The 13,390-nt window shown below is 46.1% G+C and carries 14 protein-coding genes; 9 read left to right on the top strand and 5 right to left on the bottom strand.

What is annotated here, in order from left to right:
- Positions 1-107 precede the first annotated feature (107 nt).
- Positions 108-1,019: a recombination-associated protein RdgC gene (gene rdgC / locus A1359_RS11320; RefSeq protein ID WP_066982571.1), complete on the top strand. Its 912-nt coding sequence runs from the start codon at positions 108-110 to the stop codon at positions 1,017-1,019.
- Positions 1,016-1,969, top strand: coding sequence for a L,D-transpeptidase family protein (locus A1359_RS11325; protein ID WP_066982576.1), 954 nt, complete (start codon positions 1,016-1,018; stop codon positions 1,967-1,969). Before rdgC ends, A1359_RS11325 begins: the two co-directional genes overlap by 4 nt.
- Before the next feature lie 65 nt (positions 1,970-2,034).
- On the opposite strand, the gene A1359_RS11330 is transcribed toward A1359_RS11325, so the two are convergent.
- Positions 2,035-2,313, bottom strand: coding sequence for an Lpp/OprI family alanine-zipper lipoprotein (locus A1359_RS11330; protein ID WP_066982579.1), 279 nt, complete (start codon positions 2,311-2,313; stop codon positions 2,035-2,037).
- A gap of 76 nt (positions 2,314-2,389) precedes the next feature.
- Complete coding sequence (locus tag A1359_RS11335) at positions 2,390-2,944, bottom strand: L,D-transpeptidase family protein (protein ID WP_083960606.1); 555 nt, start codon at positions 2,942-2,944, stop codon at positions 2,390-2,392.
- Positions 2,945-3,029: 85 nt separating this feature from the next.
- On the opposite strand from A1359_RS11335, the gene A1359_RS11340 reads away from it, so the two are divergent.
- Together A1359_RS11340 and rep are read left to right on the top strand one after the other, a co-directional pair.
- A complete protein-coding gene (locus A1359_RS11340) occupies positions 3,030-4,670 on the top strand; it encodes an alpha-D-glucose phosphate-specific phosphoglucomutase (RefSeq protein WP_157200537.1) in 1,641 nt (546 codons plus the stop codon).
- Positions 4,671-4,933: 263 nt separating this feature from the next.
- Positions 4,934-6,940: a DNA helicase Rep gene (gene rep, locus A1359_RS11345; RefSeq protein WP_066982582.1), complete on the top strand. Its 2,007-nt coding sequence runs from the start codon at positions 4,934-4,936 to the stop codon at positions 6,938-6,940.
- Between the two features lie 88 nt (positions 6,941-7,028).
- Here the strand turns inward: rep and A1359_RS11350 are convergent, their stop codons facing one another.
- A complete protein-coding gene (locus A1359_RS11350) occupies positions 7,029-8,378 on the bottom strand; it encodes a DegQ family serine endoprotease (protein WP_066982617.1) in 1,350 nt (449 codons plus the stop codon).
- Between the two features lie 140 nt (positions 8,379-8,518).
- On the opposite strand from A1359_RS11350, the gene A1359_RS11355 reads away from it, so the two are divergent.
- Positions 8,519-9,838: a cyclic nucleotide-binding domain-containing protein gene (locus A1359_RS11355; RefSeq protein WP_066982586.1), complete on the top strand. Its 1,320-nt coding sequence runs from the start codon at positions 8,519-8,521 to the stop codon at positions 9,836-9,838.
- A 63-nt stretch (positions 9,839-9,901) separates the two neighbouring features.
- Here A1359_RS11355 and rpmG read toward each other — a convergent pair whose 3' ends face one another.
- Positions 9,902-10,057: a 50S ribosomal protein L33 gene (rpmG, locus tag A1359_RS11360; RefSeq protein ID WP_066982589.1), complete on the bottom strand. Its 156-nt coding sequence runs from the start codon at positions 10,055-10,057 to the stop codon at positions 9,902-9,904.
- 12 nt (positions 10,058-10,069) lie between these two features.
- Positions 10,070-10,306 (bottom strand): 50S ribosomal protein L28, encoded by a 237-nt coding sequence (rpmB, locus tag A1359_RS11365; protein ID WP_066982592.1) that lies wholly within the window; start codon positions 10,304-10,306, stop codon positions 10,070-10,072.
- 139 nt (positions 10,307-10,445) lie between these two features.
- Between rpmB and gshB the strand changes: the two genes are divergently transcribed.
- From gshB to ruvX, 4 genes are read left to right on the top strand one after another with little or no spacing between them, the layout of a single operon-like run.
- On the top strand, positions 10,446-11,408 hold the full coding sequence (gene gshB / locus A1359_RS11370; RefSeq protein ID WP_066982595.1) for a glutathione synthase: 963 nt from the start codon (positions 10,446-10,448) through the stop codon (positions 11,406-11,408).
- Position 11,409: 1 nt separating this feature from the next.
- Entirely contained in the window at positions 11,410-12,303 is an 894-nt protein-coding gene (locus A1359_RS11375) for an energy transducer TonB (protein WP_066982598.1), read from the top strand.
- 16 nt (positions 12,304-12,319) lie between these two features.
- Positions 12,320-12,886: a YqgE/AlgH family protein gene (locus tag A1359_RS11380; protein WP_066982601.1), complete on the top strand. Its 567-nt coding sequence runs from the start codon at positions 12,320-12,322 to the stop codon at positions 12,884-12,886.
- Positions 12,879-13,325 (top strand): Holliday junction resolvase RuvX, encoded by a 447-nt coding sequence (gene ruvX / locus A1359_RS11385; protein ID WP_066982606.1) that lies wholly within the window; start codon positions 12,879-12,881, stop codon positions 13,323-13,325. Before A1359_RS11380 ends, ruvX begins: the two co-directional genes overlap by 8 nt.
- The last annotated feature ends 65 nt before the right edge of the window (positions 13,326-13,390 follow it).

The following is a 13,390-nucleotide window of genomic DNA, read 5'->3' on the forward strand; positions in this document are numbered from 1 at the left end:
AAATATGAATGTAGCGCATGTGAAAACTAATATGCGCTGGTTTTGGCTGTAATGTTCTATGCCATCGATAAATTTGCGATAATTCTCTGTTTTGATTGAGTTGACGCATGTGGTTTAAAAATCTCGCCATTTATCGGTTTACCGAGCCTTTTACATTAACCTCCGAAAGTTTGGAGCAAAAACTGCAACAACAGCCATTTCGGCCCTGCGGCGCTCAGGATGAATTCAGTTTCGGCTGGGCATCACCACTCGGAAAATCATCCGATACCTTAGTGCATGCCAATAATGGCTTTTTTATGATCTGCGCCAAAAAGGAAGAAAAAGTAATTCCTGCCTCGGTGATCAACGAAATGCTGCAGGAACGCATCAGTGAAATCGAAGAGCGTGAAGCTCGAAAATTGCCCAGCAAAGAGCGCAACAGCATTAAAGATGAACTCATTTTTGAATTACTGCCCAGGGCTTTTTCATTTTCACGCAAAACCTATGCCTATATAGATAGCCAAGGCGGCTGGATAGTCGTTGATGCCGCCTCAGCAAAAAAAGCAGAAGATTTACTCAGCAATTTGCGTAAAGCCTTAGGCTCATTACCTGTCGTCCCCATTGGCGCATCAATAAAACCCGCTAACACTATGACGCATTGGTTATTGCATCATGATGCACCCAAAGATATTCTGATTGAAGACGAATGTGAATTGCGCTCACCTGAAGAAGAGGGCTCTATTATCCGCTGCAAACGCCACGACTTGGCTTTGCCTGAAATAAAGAATCACCTCGATACTGGCAAACAGGTTATTAAACTGGCATTGAGCTGGGCAGACAGATTATCGTTTGTATTGGATGAAAGCCTGTTCGTCAAACGTTTGAAATTTCTGGATTTAATTCAAGATCAAGCCGCCGATATCGACGCCATCGACGAGGTGGAGCAATTTGATGCCGACTTTTCCATTATGAGCGCGGAACTCGCCCAATTTTTTCCGCGTCTAATCGAATTATTTACTGCCGAGGACCCTGCCCAATGAAACATTTATTGCTAACCAGTCTGCTGGTGCTTGCCAGTATCTCCAATGTTTCGGCATTAACATTACCTATGCCCGACCGGCCGACTGATGGTGTGGTCGGTAGCCCACCACATCAAGCCAAATATGTGAATGCCCGCTACGAAGACACGCTAATTGATATTGCTGTGGCACACCATTTGGGGCAAGATGAAATTGTGCTGGCAAATCCTACGGTAGATCGCTGGCTACCAGGTGCCGGCACACCTGTGCGTATTCCTACCAGCTTTGTCCTGCCTAATGCGCCACGCAAAGGGATTGTGGTCAATTTGCCGGAAATGCGAATTTATTATTATCCAAATGCCAGTCAAGTTGTCACTTATGCTGTCGGTATTGGCCGTGTCGACTGGAAAACACCGCTGGGCGTAACTAAAATTGCCGGCAAAATGGAAAATCCTTCCTGGACACCGCCAAAATCGATTATTGCCGAACATTTAGCCGAAGGCGATGTGCTCGACCCCTACTATCCGCCAGGCCCTGACAACCCTTTAGGTTTATTTGCCTTTCGCTTAAGCATACCTGGCTATTTAATTCACAGCACCCAAAAAACTCTCGGGATTGGCATGCGTGTTAGTCATGGCTGCATGCGGATGTATCCTGCTGATATCGAGCAGTTCTTCCCGACGGTTCCCACTGGTACTACGGTTAATCTGGTCAATCAGTCAATCAAATTAGGTTGGTACCACGATACTCTTTACATGGAAGTGTATCCTGAAATGGAGGAATCACCGGCTACTTATGAACAACGTCTACATATCGCATTGAATTTGATTGAACAAGCAAACGGCGGTCAAATGCCGGTCATAAAAGGCTCAGTTCTCAAGTTGGCGCTAGAAAAACCCACTGGAATTCCTGTTGCCGTATATGAACGCCCTGCCTCTAGCACTAGCACTGCTCAGACAACACAAAACTGACAGACATTAAAAAGCCCGTGTACCTTTCGGCACACGGGCTTTTAAATCAACAACAGCAAATAAGCTTATTTGTGTTGTGATCTTTTGAACATGCGATCCAATTTGCTGTTTGTATCTTGAGCATATTGAGCAGCACGGTTAGCAGCTGATTCAGCAGCAGATGCTTTAGCAGAAGCTTCAGCAGCAGCAGCTTTAGCAGAAGCAGCGTCAGCAGCAGCAGCAGAAACTTGTGGTTTCAGTGAATCAACATCAGCTTTAAGTTTGTCGAAGTCTGATTGGCTAGCGCAGCCAGTGGCCAGAGCAGCAACAGCAACAAGTGCAGATAATTTTACAGCTTTCATCATGGTTTTCCCCTTGATTGTGGTTTAAAAAAATACATACGATTACAATTTTCCAACATTTATTTGGATTTTACCAACATTATTTTACAGTGACTAAGGTTCCCTTCTCTACCCAAAGACTTAAACGATCGATTTGTTCGTTTGTTAAAGCAATACAGCCATGCGTCCAATCGAATACCTCATGTACACTTAAGCTACCGCTACCCAATCCATGTATGCCAATTTGACCGCCCAAATCAGTATTCTGCGGCGGAATTTGCCCGGTTAACTGCGCTCTGGCAATGCTGTCGTAAGTATAGGAACCAATTTGACCCCGTTTTAAAGCCTTTTCAGCATGCTCGATATTAGGATAGGTCAGGCCAAAGAACTTACGAAAAGCACTTTTTTCATTGATCCAGCCGATCCGGTAATCACCTAACGGGGTTATATCATCACCCCGATGCTCTTTAGCCCCAGCTCCTTTTCGACCAATCACCACATGCTCCAATACTTCCAGAGTTTCTTCGCCTTTCTTAATCTCCAGATTTCTGGTTTGGGTATCGATGACCACCCTAACATCAGGATCAGCCGCACTCAAGCCCGGAACAAGATAAAAACATAACAAAAAATTGCGTAACAATAATTTCTGTCTCATACCAATCAGTCTGCCTGTAAGTCTATTAAAGATTAAGATTTTGGTGTAAGTTAAAGGCTTTCAATTGCCGCATTAAGGGTAGATCATGCAAATAAAAATAAAAACCCACAACACTACACCCTATGATGATCAAAAACCGGGCACCTCGGGTTTACGCAAAAAAGTTAAAGTTTTTCAACAAACCCACTACCTGGAAAATTTCGTTCAGTCTATTTTCAATAGTTTAGACGATTTTCAGGGAAAAATTCTAGTTTTAGGCGGTGATGGACGATATTTTAATCGTCAGGCAATTCAAACCATTATCAAGATGGCGGCTGCCAATGGATTTGGCGAGTTGATCATTGGTCAAGGCGGCTTATTATCCACACCTGCAGCCTCTAATATTATCCGTAAATACCACGCTTTCGGCGGCATAGTGCTTTCTGCCAGCCATAACCCGGGCGGCCCGGACGAAGATTTCGGCATTAAATATAACGTCAGTAATGGCGGCCCTGCTCCGGAAAAATTCACTGATGCACTTTATCAAAACACCAAAACCATCAACAGCTATCCTATCGCTGAAATCGACGACATTGACCTGGATAACGTCGGCGAAATGCAAATTGGCGGCGTAAACATACGCGTGATTGATCCTGTAGCCGATTATGCCGAGTTAATGGCAAAAATTTTCGATTTCGACTTGATTAAGCAAAGCATTGCCGCCGGACTGATCACACTAAAATTTGACGCCATGCATGCCATCACAGGCCCTTATGCTACCCATATTCTTGAGGACGTACTTGGCGCGACACCAGGTTCGGTATTCAACGCCATCCCACTGGAAGATTTCGGCGGCGGCCACCCTGACCCCAACATGGCGCATGCGCACGAATTAACTGAAATTATGCTGGGTAACAATCCGCCTACCTTTGGAGCGGCATCCGATGGAGATGGCGATCGCAATATGGTTATGGGTGCTCATATTTTTGTCACGCCTAGCGACAGCCTGGCCATCATGGCTGCCAATGCTCGCACCATCCCGGCTTATGCCAAAGGCATCAGTGGTGTGGCCCGCTCAATGCCTACCAGCCAAGCGGTGGATCGCGTAGCCGACAAACTCGGCCTGCCTTGTTACGAAACCCCTACCGGATGGAAATTTTTCGGGAATTTACTGGATGCCGGCAAAATCACTCTATGCGGCGAAGAAAGTTTTGGTTCCGGCTCCAACCATGTGCGGGAAAAAGACGGCTTGTGGGCGGTATTGTTTTGGTTGAATTTGATCGCCAGAAAACGCCAGTCTGTCGAAGATATTGTGCACGAGCACTGGCAAACATACGGTCGCGACATTTACTGCCGGCATGATTATGAAGCCGTAGATTCGGACATTGCCAATGGTATCGTCGAGCATTTACGCAACCAACTTAGCAGTTTGCCAGGTAACAGCTGGGGCGATTACACCGTCAAATATGCTGATGAGTTCAGTTACACCGATCCTGTCGATAACAGTGTCAGCAACAACCAAGGCATTCGCATTGGCTTTACTAACGGCTCACGTATCGTGTTTCGATTATCCGGCACCGGTACCGTAGGCGCCACCTTACGTATTTATGTCGAACGCTACGAACGCGATACCAGCAAACTCAAGCAAGACGCGCAAATCGCATTGACTGAATTGGTCGATATTGCCGAACTACTGTGCGAAGTAAAAAAACGCACAGGCAGAACTGAACCCACAGTCATTACCTGATTCAAAGCCTCTAACAGCGTTAACACTCAATCTATAAACCGCTAGCAGGCTTTTAGCGTGCTAGCGGTTTTTGGCAATTACACGTTAGCTAGCATTAGTTTCAGATTAACTCACAAACCGCCATTGTTCGGCTAGCGTTTCGGCACACTCACTTATCTTGGGTCGCGTATAATAGATCAACAACATGTTGCTTGGCTGCTCAAAGCACACTCTTCATCCGTAAGGCTATGCAGGCAGCACTTATTCCGTCTGAACAATTTTGAATGCCTCCCAAACTTAACCCACAACAACAAGCTGCTGTAAAAATCATAGATCATCCTTTACTGGTGCTTGCCGGCGCTGGTAGCGGCAAAACCCGGGTGATTACTGAAAAAATCGCTTATCTTGTGCAACAAGGCTTGCCAGCCCGGCATATTGCAGCGGTAACGTTTACCAACAAAGCCGCGCGGGAAATGAAAAGCCGGGTGAGTCGCTTGCTGGATGACAAGCAAAGTCGCGGCCTCAGAGTATCGACTTTTCACTCGCTGGGATTGGACATAATACGTACTGAACATAAAACGCTGGGCTATAAATCGGCAATCACTCTATTTGACGAACAAGACAGACTGACCTTGTTACGCAACTTGATCAGCCATGGCATCAAGGACTGCGACATTGATCTGGTCGATAACTACAACCGACAAATCGGCCAATGGAAAAATGCCTTTGTTACGCCGGAACAGGCAACTAAACAAGCCGAAGCTGATAATTTAGCGGCGGCCATTTTGTACGATGCTTATAACCGTAGCCTAAAAGCCTACAATGCCGCCGATTTCGATGATCTGATTCTGCTCCCGGTTTTACTATTTCAACAGCATCCTGCCGTGTTGGAAAAATGGCAAAACAAAATCCGCTATCTGCTGGTTGACGAATATCAAGACACCAACATCACGCAATATCAGCTAGTACGCCTGCTGGCAGGCAACCTGGGACGGTTCACCGTGGTAGGTGACGACGACCAGTCAATTTACGCCTGGCGCGGCGCACAGCCGGAAAACCTCAGTCAGCTGCAAAAAGATTACAGTCGGCTACAGGTCATCAAACTCGAACAGAACTATCGTTCTGCCGGTCGTATTTTAAAGGTAGCCAATCAGCTTATTGCCAACAACCCACACACGTTTGAAAAAAGACTCTGGAGCGACCTTGGTTACGGCGACCCTTTACGGGTGCTGAGCCACAAAACCGACCAGGCCGAAGCCAAACAGATTGCCGCAGAAATTGTGCACCACCGCTTCAAGCAAGGTGGCAGCTATGGGGATTATGCAATTTTGTATCGCGGCAATCACCAGTCGCGCTTATTCGAACGCGAATTGCGTGAGAACAACGTGCCGTATTTCATCAGCGGCAGCGCTTCGTTTTTTTCTTACGCTGAAATCAAGGATGTGCTGGCGTATTTGCGTTTAATGGTCAATCCGACTGACGATGCCGCGTTTCTGCGTATTATCAACACCCCACGCCGTGAAATTGGTCCTTCCACCCTGGAAAAACTGGGGGACTATGCCAACGAGCGCCACATTAGCCTGTTTGATGCTTGTTCCGAACTAGGCTTACAACAGCGATTGTCGGATAAGTCGGTGCAGCGCTTACGTCAGTTTTGCGACTGGATTAACAATACTGCGCAAAAAATCGAGCAAGAAGATGCATTTAAATCGATTTATCTGATGCTTGAGCAGATCAATTACCAGCAATGGTTGCAAGAAAACAGCAAAACTCCGGCCGCTGCCGAACGCCGTATGAGTAACGTTTACGAACTCGTAGAATGGTTGCAGCGCCTCGCCAGTAATGAGCAAGGAGAAGAAAAATCCTTGGCAGATATAATCGCTAAAGTCATGCTACTGGATATTCTCGAACGCAACCAGGAACAGGAAGTTAACGATCAGGTCAGCTTGATGACACTACATGCCGCCAAAGGACTAGAGTTTCCTCACGTATTTTTAATCGGCATGGAAGAAAACCTACTCCCGCATCAAAACAGCATCGAAACCGACAATATCGAGGAAGAACGCCGACTGGCCTATGTCGGCATTACCCGGGCACAAAAAACCCTGACGTTTAGCTATTGCACCCATCGCAAACGCTATGGCGAGATTAATGAATCCGAACCTAGCCGCTTTCTAAGCGAATTACCGGAAGAGGATTTGGAATGGGCCAATAAAAAACAGCTAGCGCCGGAAGAAATCAAACAACGGGGAAAGGCCAGCTTGGCGCAACTGAAATCCATGCTGGCCTAAACAGTTAATACAGGAAAAAACTGGAGTTCACGAAGAATTTACAAGGTAAAAACTTTAGTCTTCGTGAACTCCGTGACGAAAATCAAGACTATTGCAGCACCACAAAAAATCCTTCGCCACCTCGCTGCACATTGATCAACAAGGCTGTACGTGGATTGATCACCTGTTTCAATTCGTCCAAATTTCTGACTCTATAGCGGTTGGCACTGATGATGATATCCCCTGGCCGTAATCCGGTTTTCCAAGCATAAGAATGAGTTTCGATTTTTTCCAGCAATACGCCTTCTATCTGATTTTGAGGCGTTGCACTCAAGGTAGTGTGCTTCAAGGTTGGGTGTAATTTATCACCGGCAATTTCCGGACGTTTTGGTTTGCCTATGGTAGCTTGCAAGCTTAAACGTTCTTCGCCACGCATAATTTCCAGATTAGCCGTATCACCAACCTGCAATAAGCTGATGGCTGTTCGAATTTGGCTACTGCCGTTTTTAATGGATAGACCATTGACTGCGACTATGATGTCCCCAGGCTCTATACCGGCTTTTTCGGCAGGCGAACCTGCTTCAACCTGACTAACCGCAGCCCCTTGTTGGCTTTTTAAATCAAACGCTTTCACTAGTTCAGGGGTTAAATCCTGCGTAATTACGCCCAATAAACCACGCCTTACTTCACCATGCTCTACCAAGGACTGCATCAATTTGATAGCCATATTAGATGGTATTGCAAAGCCGATACCGACATTACCACCGCTAGGTGCCAAAATTGCAGTATTCATACCAACAAATTCGCCGCGCAAATTCACCAAGGCGCCACCGGAATTACCAGGATTGATAGACGCATCGGTTTGAATAAAGTCCTCGTAACCTTCAATACCGAGACCAGAACGGCCCAAGGCACTGACAATACCCGATGTCACGGTTTGTCCCAATCCGAACGGATTACCAATCGCCACCACAAAATCACCGACTTTTAATTGATTAGAATCGGCAATTTTCAGCGCCATTAAATTATCAGCCGGTATTTGAATCACCGCCACATCGGCTTCAGGATCAGTACCCAGTAATTTGGCATTTAATTGCCGACCATCACTGAGAGTGACGGTAATTTTGTCAGCTTTGTCGATAACATGATTATTGGTCAGGATATAGCCTTCATCTTTATCAATGATCACCCCCGAACCCAGACTGTTTCGTTGTTGCTGACGCTGTTTGTTGGGCATATTAAAAAAATGCCGAAACACCGGGTCGTTCATCAGCGGATTTTCCTGCATACGAATATTGGTGGAGGTCGAAATATTTACCACTGCGGGCATACTGTGTTCCAGCATGGGCGCCAGTGATGGCAAGCTTTCACCGTCAACCTGCATCGGTAATGCAGCTTGGGCTTGTAACTGGGTTATGCCTAATAAGAAAATCAGCAGGATTTGGGTTTTGTTGATCATAATGTTTTTTCCAACAGTTGAGTCATCAGCATGGACAATCCGGTCAAAAAAATGTTTCCAACAAAATATTAAACCATAATCGATTATGATATTCGCTGTTTCTGCCAGCCATCCCACGTACTTAGATTCTGCATAATGTCATGCCCGTCGACACCCATTCCGAACTAGCTCGCACCATCCGGCAATTGATTCCTTTATCAACCTTGCCATCCAATCTATTCGCCCGTTTGTGTGCGCAAATAGATATCGAAAGCGCTGAACAGGGGCAATATCTTTTCAAGCGTGGCGACAAAAATAGCGATTTGTATTATCTGCTAAATGGTTCAATTAACCTGCAAACTGAATCGTTTAAAATACAAAACATTAAGGCCGGCAGTGATTCCGCTCGCTTTGCCATTGCCCACCAAATACCTCGAAAAGTCGACGCAGTATGCGACAGTAGAATTCAGTTTTTGCGTCTAAATACTGCTATGATGAAGATGGTTCAGGAAACATCCTACGAAGAGAATGAAAGCACGATGATGTTCGAAGAAGTAGCAGATAGTGACGACTGGATGACTACATTATTGAAGTCCCCCATATTCAGGGCACTTCCGCCAGCCAATTTGCAAAAAATTCTGATCAGCTTGCAGCAAATTCGCTTTAATGCCGGCGACATTATTATTCGTCAGGACGAACCTGGCGACTATTACTACATTGTTAAAAAAGGCCGCGCAATCATCAGCCGCAGACCGTCCCCGACCGCTAAAGAAATCAAACTGGCGCAAATAAGCGATCTTGATACTTTTGGTGAAGACGCCCTCATTTCCGGTATACCCAGAACTGTTTCAATAACCGCTGTTACAGATATGTGCTTGCTCAGATTAGGTAAAGAGCAATTCATAGAATTGATCAAACAACCAACCTTGAAATACATCAACTTTGACGAACTACACGATCTTCTCAGCGCAGATGCAGAACTAGTCGATGTACGCAGCCCGGATGAATTTAAAAAAAGCCATCTTGCCCGCAGCATTAACGTACCGTTTTTTTCTATGCGCATGTACCTAAAAACCTTAAATAAAAGTCATCCGATTATTTTGGTTTGTAAGGACGGCAGAATCAGCGAATCGGCAGCCTTTATATTGCTACAACACAAATTTAACGCTTTGATTTTGAAGGGCGGTATAGACCGTATGACGCCGGATCAACTCAAAGCCGAACCCGCATCATTTAATATTGATGATGGCACTGAAACAGGCAACTTTTCCGAACCGAGCAAGGAAAATACCAGCCTTCAGCTTGAGACCATGCCACAAACAGAAGATCAAGCAACTGAATTCAGTCAGGTTTTGCAGCAACTGAAAGCAAAATGCAAAAAACTGGAATCTGAAAATATGACTTTGGAGCTTAAATGTTCGTCATTAGCCAGGCAACTCGAATCAGCAAAGCTAGAGCTGGATAAATTGAAAAGTAACTGAAACGGCAGCTGGTTTAAAGCAGAATGCTTAACCAGCTACCGTTTTGAAAGCCTTAAAAACGACTTATTTGATTTTGGCTTCTTTGTACATCACATGTCTGCGTACAACAGGATCAAACTTTTTGATCTCCATTTTTTCAGGCATGGTTTTTTTATTTTTGGTGGTGGTGTAAAAATGACCTGTGCCTTCACTAGACACTAATTTAATTTTGTCACGCATTTTTCAATCTCCTTAAAATTTTTCGCCGCGGCTACGCATGTCAGACAAAACAGCATCAATACCGTTTTTGTCGATAATGCGCATACCTTTGGAAGACACCCTAAGGCGAACCCAACGGTTTTCGCTTTCCACCCAAAATCTGTGATGATGCAGATTTGGAGTGAAACGTCTTTTGGTTCTGTTCATTGCGTGTGAAACGTTGTGCCCGCTGACGGGACGTTTACCTGTTACTTGGCATACTCTGGACATGACTACCTCAATGCGAGCTTTTATTCAAAATAGCCGAGCTTTATACCAAAAATTCTTTTATCGGTAAACCACCACGTGAAAAATAAATTTGGTAGAATTTTGCAATCACGACTCAAATTCACTTAAAAACAGGACTTTAATGACTCTTAAATTCGGCATGGTCATGGACCCCATCGACCAGATCAACATCAAAAAAGATACCAGTTTCGCCATGCTGCTGGAAGCGCAGGCACGCAACTGGGAGCTACATTATATTGAATTGGGCGACCTGTTTTCTAGCAACGGCCAAACCTATGCCCGCACCCGAACACTGGAAGTTGAACGCAATCCACAACAATGGCACCGCTTTATCGGCGAACAACAAATCGCTTTGGCTGAATTGGATGTCGTTATCATGCGTAAGGACCCGCCCTTCAACCAAGAATATATTTACGCCACCTATATGCTGGAGCAAGCTGAGCGCCAAGGGGTTTATGTCATCAACAAACCGCAATCCCTCCGCGACGCCAATGAAAAAATGTACACAGCTTGGTTTCCACAATGTTGTACAGATACCCTGGTTGCCCGCGATCCCCTGAAAATTCGCCACTTTTTAAAACAACATCATGAAATCATACTTAAGCCACTGGACGGCATGGGCGGCGCCTCGATCTTCCATGTGCGAGAAAACGACCCCAACATCAGCGTAATTCTGGAAACCATGACCGAGCACGCCTCGCGTTACATCATGGCGCAAAAATATCTACCCGCTGTCGTAGATGGCGACAAGCGTATTCTGATGGTTAATGGCGAACCTGTTCCCTACTGCCTGGCCAGAATTCCTGCCAGCGGCGAAACTCGCGGCAATTTGGCAGCCGGCGGTCGTGGCGAAGGCCGAGAATTAAGTGAGCGTGATCGCTGGATCGCCGAACAAGTTGGCCCTACCCTGCGCGAAAAAGGCTTGGTATTCGTCGGCTTGGATGTGATTGGCGATTATCTGACAGAAGTCAACGTTACCAGCCCAACCTGCGTGCAAGAACTGGACAAACAATTTGGCATCAACATCAGCGGTCAATTGATGGACCATATCCAGGGCCAGCTGAAATCAAAAGCCAAAAAATAATATGCAAGACACTCCACTGACGGCCTCACCCCTCTCCAACGACGACTCACTGCTATTAGCGGTGTTTCTGGCTGCGGTGGTGCATGTCGCGATTTTACTAGGCATAAATTTCAAAGCGCCGCAGCCACCTAAAATCAATAAATCAATAGAAATAACCTTATCGCATGCACCGCTAAAAAAAGCCCCGAAACAAGCCAAATATTTAGCGCCTGACCACCAACTCGGTGCAGGTGAAGACAATCAAAAGCCCGAACCGTTGAAACAAAGCCTGCCAACACCGCAAACGCCTCCCACGCCGATAGCCAAAGTTGAGCCACAAAAAATTCCCGCACCGCAACAGAAAAAACAAACTCCACAAAAAATCCTGACGCAAACTAATGCGCCGGTAAAAATTGCCACGCCCATAAAACCTGTTGATGAAAACATTGAAGAGGAAAATACAGCCGAAAGACCCAAGCTGACTGCCGAAGACTTGCAACAACAAATCGCCCAGTTAGGCGAAAAAATACGTAATACTCGCCCCAGCACTGAACAAAGCAAAATCAAATTCGTCAAATCCGTCAGCACTCATAAATACTTGGCAGCACAATATGTTAAAGACTGGGAAGATAAAGTCGAACGCACCGGCAATCTAAATTACCCTACCGCCGCCAGCAAAAGTGGCGCCTCGCAAACCTTGACCATGGATGTTGGCATCAACGCCGATGGCAGCATTTACAGCATGCGTATTGTCAGGTCGTCTGGCAATCCGGCATTGGACGAAGCTGCTAAACATATCGTTAAAATGAGCGCACCGTTTGCAGAATTACCGGTAGAATTACTCAAAGAAGTGAACGTTTTAGTCGTTACCCGAGTCTGGAAGTTTTCAGACGAAACCGGCATGACCGCCCGCTAGCCAACTCAGCATAGTTATGACCAACAGCACTTATCTCAATAACCAATTTTTGATCGCCATGCCCGGCCTGTTCGATCCGCATTTTTTCCATACGGTGACTTACTTGTGCCAGCACAATCAAGAAGGTGCTTTAGGTATCGTCATCAACCGACCCTCTGGCATGAAATTGAAAGATATTTTTGAACAAATGGGCATTCAAACCGAATTAGACAATGTTTTGGATACCACCGTTTTTGCCGGTGGCCCTGTACAGCAGGAACGTGGCTTTGTAATTCACAGCCCCTGCGAACAACTGTGGGACTCCAGCATCCCCACAGCGGAAAACATCAACCTGACCAGCTCACGCGATATACTTGAAGCCATTGCCAAAGGCCAGGGACCCGCCCATTACCTGATTGCACTAGGTTATGCCGGCTGGGGCAGCGGCCAACTCGAAAAGGAAATAGTCGAAAACGCCTGGCTGAATACACCGTGCGGTGAAGCTATTTTGTATGAAACCCCAATCAATCAACGCTGGAATGCTGCAGCCGGCCAACTGGGCATCGACATCAACCGCTTGACGACTTCTGCCGGTCATGGCTAAACCTGATCCGCTGGCGGCCAAACTTAGCAGCGACGCTTACTTAGGTTTTGATTTTGGCAACAAAAAAATCGGCGTTGCCGTAGGCTACGCCGACACGGGTATTGCCAGCCCTTTGCAAACCATACGATCCCTTAACCAGGTGCCTGACTGGATTATCATAGGCAAACTCATTACAGAATGGCGTCCAATAGGTTTGGTAGTGGGCATTTCCCGACAACAGGACGGCTCGGACAACATCATTACCCCGCGCATGCAAAAGTTTTGTCGCCAACTCAACGGCCGCTATAACCTGCCGGTGCATCAAATTGATGAAGCCCTAACTACCTTTGCCGCAAAACAATTGTTATATGATGATCTGAAAGTCAGTGCTGGTAAACTATGGGCCGTCCAGGATCAACTTGCAGCCCAGTTGATCCTGCAAAGCTGGTTTGATAGATAGATAGATAAAAGGCAAAAGACGAAAGGCAAAAAGATCAGTCCCGGGCGAGCCTTGAGCCTTGAGCC

This window comes from Methylomonas lenta, assembly GCF_001644015.1.
Taxonomy (GTDB): domain Bacteria; phylum Pseudomonadota; class Gammaproteobacteria; order Methylococcales; family Methylomonadaceae; genus Methylomonas; species Methylomonas lenta.

Bases quoted from the DNA above. Each gene is read 5' to 3' on its own strand.
- rdgC (WP_066982571.1), top strand. From the start codon at position 108: ATGTGGTTTAAAAATCTCGCCATTTATCGGTTTACCGAGCCTTTTACA.
- A1359_RS11325 (WP_066982576.1), top strand. From the start codon at position 1,016: ATGAAACATTTATTGCTAACCAGTCTGCTGGTGCTTGCCAGTATCTCC.
- A1359_RS11330 (WP_066982579.1), bottom strand. From the start codon at position 2,313: ATGATGAAAGCTGTAAAATTATCTGCACTTGTTGCTGTTGCTGCTCTG.
- A1359_RS11335 (WP_083960606.1), bottom strand. From the start codon at position 2,944: ATGAGACAGAAATTATTGTTACGCAATTTTTTGTTATGTTTTTATCTT.
- A1359_RS11340 (WP_157200537.1), top strand. From the start codon at position 3,030: ATGCAAATAAAAATAAAAACCCACAACACTACACCCTATGATGATCAA.
- rep (WP_066982582.1), top strand. From the start codon at position 4,934: ATGCCTCCCAAACTTAACCCACAACAACAAGCTGCTGTAAAAATCATA.
- A1359_RS11350 (WP_066982617.1), bottom strand. From the start codon at position 8,378: ATGATCAACAAAACCCAAATCCTGCTGATTTTCTTATTAGGCATAACC.
- A1359_RS11355 (WP_066982586.1), top strand. From the start codon at position 8,519: ATGCCCGTCGACACCCATTCCGAACTAGCTCGCACCATCCGGCAATTG.
- rpmG (WP_066982589.1), bottom strand. From the start codon at position 10,057: ATGCGTGACAAAATTAAATTAGTGTCTAGTGAAGGCACAGGTCATTTT.
- rpmB (WP_066982592.1), bottom strand. From the start codon at position 10,306: ATGTCCAGAGTATGCCAAGTAACAGGTAAACGTCCCGTCAGCGGGCAC.
- gshB (WP_066982595.1), top strand. From the start codon at position 10,446: ATGACTCTTAAATTCGGCATGGTCATGGACCCCATCGACCAGATCAAC.
- A1359_RS11375 (WP_066982598.1), top strand. From the start codon at position 11,410: ATGCAAGACACTCCACTGACGGCCTCACCCCTCTCCAACGACGACTCA.
- A1359_RS11380 (WP_066982601.1), top strand. From the start codon at position 12,320: ATGACCAACAGCACTTATCTCAATAACCAATTTTTGATCGCCATGCCC.
- ruvX (WP_066982606.1), top strand. From the start codon at position 12,879: ATGGCTAAACCTGATCCGCTGGCGGCCAAACTTAGCAGCGACGCTTAC.